The organism is Providencia rustigianii DSM 4541, from assembly GCF_000156395.1.
GTDB classification, from domain to species: domain Bacteria; phylum Pseudomonadota; class Gammaproteobacteria; order Enterobacterales; family Enterobacteriaceae; genus Providencia; species Providencia rustigianii.
In genome coordinates this window covers 3,203-3,703 of sequence record NZ_GG703829.1, presented here as the reverse complement: position 1 = coordinate 3,703, position 501 = coordinate 3,203, and the positions used below count along the sequence as shown (strand labels likewise).

Annotated in this window: 1 protein-coding gene and 1 pseudogene; both read left to right on the top strand. The window is 43.9% G+C overall.

All coding sequences use genetic code 11. The features are described 5' to 3' along the window. The coding region (locus tag PROVRUST_RS18685) for a GPW/gp25 family protein (protein WP_006816484.1) at positions 1 to 295 on the top strand (295 nt) is incomplete at its 5' end. After that, positions 295 to 501, top strand: a pseudogene (locus PROVRUST_RS19950) (baseplate assembly protein); the annotation flags it as partial. The gene PROVRUST_RS18685 and the pseudogene PROVRUST_RS19950, both read left to right, overlap by 1 nt.

Genomic DNA, 501 nt, shown 5'->3' with positions numbered 1-501 from the left:
TGAGCATATCCGCCAGTCAGTCAGAGATATTTTAATCACGCCTATTGGCTCGCGTGTCATTCGTCGTACCTATGGCTCATTACTATCAGAGTTAATTGATCAGCCGCAAAACCCAGCATTGAAACTGCAATTGATGTCAGCCTGCTATACCGCTTTGATGAAGTGGGAACCGCGTATTTTATTAACCCGCATCGGGTTAAGTAGTACAGAAGCCGCAAAGCTAATGATTGATATCGAAGCAATTGAGCAAGACTCAAATCAGCCAATTAACTTTTCTGTCGATGTGGGGCGATGATGGCAAACAGTATTGATATAAGTTTATTACCGGCACCGGATGTTATTGAAGTGCTCGATGTTGAAGTGATATTTGCTGAGCGAAAAGCGGCATTAATTGCTGCTATGCCACCGGAGCAACGTGAAGTAGTCGCCAGAACGTTAGAGTTTGAGTCAGAGCCGCTAACAAAACTACTGCAAGAGAACAGCTACCGTGAGTTGATTTTA